Source organism: Psychrobacter sp. AOP3-A1-26 (assembly GCF_052378235.1).
GTDB lineage: Bacteria > Pseudomonadota > Gammaproteobacteria > Pseudomonadales > Moraxellaceae > Psychrobacter.
Map to the genome: position 1 here is coordinate 1 of NZ_JBQSXN010000134.1, position 4,223 is coordinate 4,223.

At 36.9% G+C, this 4,223-nt stretch carries 2 protein-coding genes; both read left to right on the forward strand.

The window, feature by feature from the left end; translation table 11 throughout:
• Nucleotides 1-116 precede the first annotated feature (116 nt).
• Nucleotides 117-3,428, forward strand: coding sequence for a helicase-related protein (locus tag ACT3TU_RS13600; protein ID WP_192523829.1), 3,312 nt, complete (start codon nucleotides 117-119; stop codon nucleotides 3,426-3,428).
• Nucleotides 3,425-4,223 (forward strand): DUF4391 domain-containing protein (locus ACT3TU_RS13605; protein ID WP_444784490.1); only part of this gene is annotated, 799 nt, incomplete at its 3' end. The genes ACT3TU_RS13600 and ACT3TU_RS13605, both read left to right, overlap by 4 nt.

Sequence of the window (4,223 nt, forward strand, 5' to 3'; positions counted from 1 at the left end):
TACGGATAGATTCTGATGGTCAGTTAGAGTAATTAATAACAGCTTGGTTCACCTAGTTGAGCTAGACACGCTACTAGATAAGAAACTAAATTTAAAGAAAAAGGTATCTAATCAATATGCTAATAGATAACGTAGTAGAAAAAGTATCCGATACTCTTATTAGCTCGATTCAAGATAATGACAAGCTTGCAGTAATGACAGGCCTCTTCTCTATATACGCATACGAACATTTAAAAGAATCACTTGATAAAGTTGATTCAGCTCGACTGCTTTTTTCTCAAGCCAAAGGGTTTGATTATTTAAGCTCATCAGATACTGAGTCTCCATTTGGTGCGTTGAATGGTACAGCGCTAGAAAATAAGTTTCGTAATCAGCTAAAACAAAAGGTAATAGCTCAAGATTTTGCACATTGGTTAAAAGAAAAAGCATCAATTCGACTGGTGCAACAGATTGGTGCAGTTCATCAGCATGTTATACATGTAGATTCAATATCTGAATCGGTTGCTATCAACGGGGCTCAATTTAACGGTCAAGGTTTGGGTCTAACTGAATCTAAGGGTTTTGATATGATAACCCTTGCTAGTGCTGATCAAGCCAAAGAGTTGCTTGCTTTCTTTAATCGAGTTTGGAGTAGCAAAGCGCAAGTCAAAGAAGCTAAAGAGCTTTATCAAGCAGAATTAGCAAAGCTAACCTCGGATCAAACACCGCAATTTATCTATTTCATTACTTTATACAGTATCTTTAAAGGCTTTATTGGTGAGTTGCAAGAAGATAAAATTTTAAAAGTCAAAACAGGTTTTAAAGATACTATCGTTTGGAATAAGCTCTATAAGTTTCAAAAGGATGGCGTATTAGGTGCAATCAACAAGCTGGAACATTTTAACGGATGTATTATTGCTGATAGTGTAGGCTTGGGTAAAACATTCGAGGCGCTTGCTGTAATTAAGTACTATGAGCTTCGTAATGATAAGGTCTTAGTTCTCTGTCCAAAAAAATTGCGTGATAATTGGTTGATCTATACACAGAACGATAAGCGTAACTTACTTGCAAGCGACCGTTTTAATTATGATGTGCTAAACCATACGGACATGAGTCGTACCACTGGGTTCTCAGGAGATATAAATCTTGAAACTATTAATTGGGGTAACTATGACCTCGTTGTAATCGATGAGTCGCATAATTTTAGGAATAATAATCCTAAAAAAGATGGGCGTAATCGCTATCAAAGGTTACTTGAGGATATCATTCAAGCTGGTGTAAAAACGAAAGTACTGATGCTTTCTGCTACACCAGTAAATAACCGCTTGAATGATATGAAAAACCAAGTGGCTTTTATTACAGAAGCAAATGACCATGCTTTGCTAGATCATGGCATTAGCAGTATTGAAGGAACTTTAAAGCAAGCTCAAACAAGGTTTTCAAAGTGGGCAGAACAAGATCCTGATGAGCGTACTTCAAAAGATTTGCTTGATTCAATGAACTTTGATTATTTTAAGTTGCTTGATATTTATACTATTGCTCGTTCTCGCAAACATATTGAAAAGTATTATGGAACCTCAGACATGGGGAAATTCCCTACACGTCTGCTACCAATCAACCTTAAGGCTTCAATAGACCTAAAGGATCAGTTCCCACCTTTAGAAGAAGTAAATAAAAATATCCGTAGGCTATCTTTAGCGTTCTACTCACCAATAAAGTACGTCAGAGTAGATAAAAAAGCTGAATACGCTCGAAGGTATGACCAAGAGGTTAAGGGCGGAAAAAGTGTATTTAAGCAGATTGATCGTGAAGAAAGCTTAATTCATCTTATCCGTATTAATTTATTAAAGCGCATGGAGAGCTCAATTCACTCGTTCACATTAACGCTAGAAAAGTTACTGACGCAAGTGAATGTGTTGCTAGAAAAAATAGAGAATTTTGACTCCAACCTGATGAATGAGCAGACAGAAGAGTTTATGGCTCCATCAATTGAAGAAATTGACGACCTCGAATTTGAGTCTCCAGAGTTAGCCCCATACCTAATTGGAAATAAAACAAAGGTTCGAATTCAGGATGTAGATTTAATTAGATTTACTCAAGATTTAGAAGCGGATAGTGTTTTTCTTCAAGAAATCTTACGTGTATCCAAAAGTATAGATGCAGCACGAGATGCGAAGCTAGCGATGCTAAAAAGTAATTATTCTGATAAATGTAAAAACCCGATAAACGAGAATAATAAAAAAGTAATCATTTTTACAGCATTTGCTGATACAGCGGAACACCTATATAAAAATATTTCTCCATGGGCCAAGCAAGAGCTAGGTCTCCATTCAGCAATCATTACAGGGCAACGTACAGAGACGACTTTACGTGGAACTGATGGTAAGAAGTTCAAAACAGACTTGAACAGCCTTCTTACTCACTTCTCACCTAAATCGAAAGAACGTGACAAAGTATTCCCTGAGTTTGAAGAAGAGATTGATATTTTAATCGCTACTGATTGTATTTCAGAAGGTCAGAACCTTCAAGACTGTGATTATCTTATCAACTATGATATCCATTGGAATCCAGTTCGTATCATTCAGCGCTTTGGACGTATTGATCGTTTGGGTTCAACCAATGATGTCATTCAGCTGGTTAACTTTTGGCCAAACATGGAATTAGATGAGTATATTAATCTTGAAGCTAGAGTTAGTGGTCGAATGGTCTTGCTTGATATTTCAGCAACAGGTGAAGAAAATATAATTGAGCAAGACCCCAAAATCAATAAAGGGATGAATGACCTTGAGTATCGCAGAAAGCAGCTTGAGCAGCTTCAGAATGCCGTCGTAGACCTTGAGGAAATATCTGGTGGTGTATCGATCACGGATCTCACTCTCAATGACTTTAGAATGGATTTGACAGGATTTATTAGTAATAATGAGCAAGATAATACTAGCTTGCTAGAGCAAACTCCAATTGGTTTATTCGCTCCTGTGATTATATCTAAAGAAGCATTTAAATCAGAATCAAGCCAGTTTGCAGGATTACAGGATGAGGTTGAATCAGGTGTTATTTTCTGTCTAAAAGATATCAAAGGTAAAGTGCAAGTTGAAGACAGCTACTCGCTAGCACCTTACTATCTTGTTTATGTCTCTGATGAAGAAGAGGTCTTACTTTCCTTTACCCAGTCCAAGAACATTCTTGATCTATGTAAAAAGCTAGGGTCAGAGCTAACCGAGGTTAGCCAGTCTAGCCCAGCTTATCAAGAGTTTGCTAGCAGAACTAAAAACGGTAAACAGATGAAACATTATCAAAATCTTTTAGCGAAAGCAGTGGAAAATATTGCTGGTAAAAGTGAAGAGATTGGTGCCATAAGCCTATTTAATAGAGGTGGAACTGTCTTATCAGCATCTAGCACTCAAAACGTGAATGACTTTGAAGTGATAAGCTATATGGTTGTCCTATGATGGAATATATAGATTTTCGAGCTGCTCCTGCAGAAAAAAATCATTCTAAAGTTCGTGTTGATTTAATAGACAAGGTATGTGACCACTTAAAGCTTCCTGAGTCTACATTCCTCGGTACGCGCATCACTAAAAAAATGCTTATAGATAACAATGAGCTTAGTAGTCATGATAAAAAATTAGTCACGGATGTTATTCAATCTATAGAATGGCGCAATACCCTGAAGCCAGACACAGTTAATATTTCTATGTATGTGACTGATACAGTTGAATACCTAGAAGTAGCGGTAATACGTGTTGTGCTAAAAGCTGGTAAGAAGCACAAAGACAGACTCACAAATATAACCAAGCTATTGCATACCTTAATTCCTTATCCAGTAGTTTTGTTGGTTGAGCTGCAGGATGATTTAGCAATTAGCTTGGCTGACAAGCGGATTAACCAAGCTGATAAAACCAAGCTGGTCATTGAGCATATTTATAACAGCGATTGGTTGCATCCAGAAAAACTGAGTGCTAACGAAAACGATTTTCTTAATGACTTCTCTTTGGTGAACGTCTCAAGTCTTAATTATTTTGAGCTCTATCAAGATATTATCTCAATGCTAATAGGGTTAAAGGCCAGTAGGATTTCTGGGATATACAAATCAAAGAACTCTTCAATATCTCAAAGTGATCGTAAGCCTGAAGCGCAACTAAATATTGAACAAAATACAAAGTTAGCTAGCTCGGATTTTTCTGAGAAGAGTAACGAAGATAAAACAGCTTTACTTCAGAAATTAGAAGGGTTGGAGGCAGAAC

What these genes read in the sequence shown, in the direction of transcription:
- ACT3TU_RS13600 (WP_192523829.1), top strand. Translation starts at nt 117, where the DNA reads ATGCTAATAGATAACGTAGTAGAAAAAGTATCCGATACTCTTATTAGC.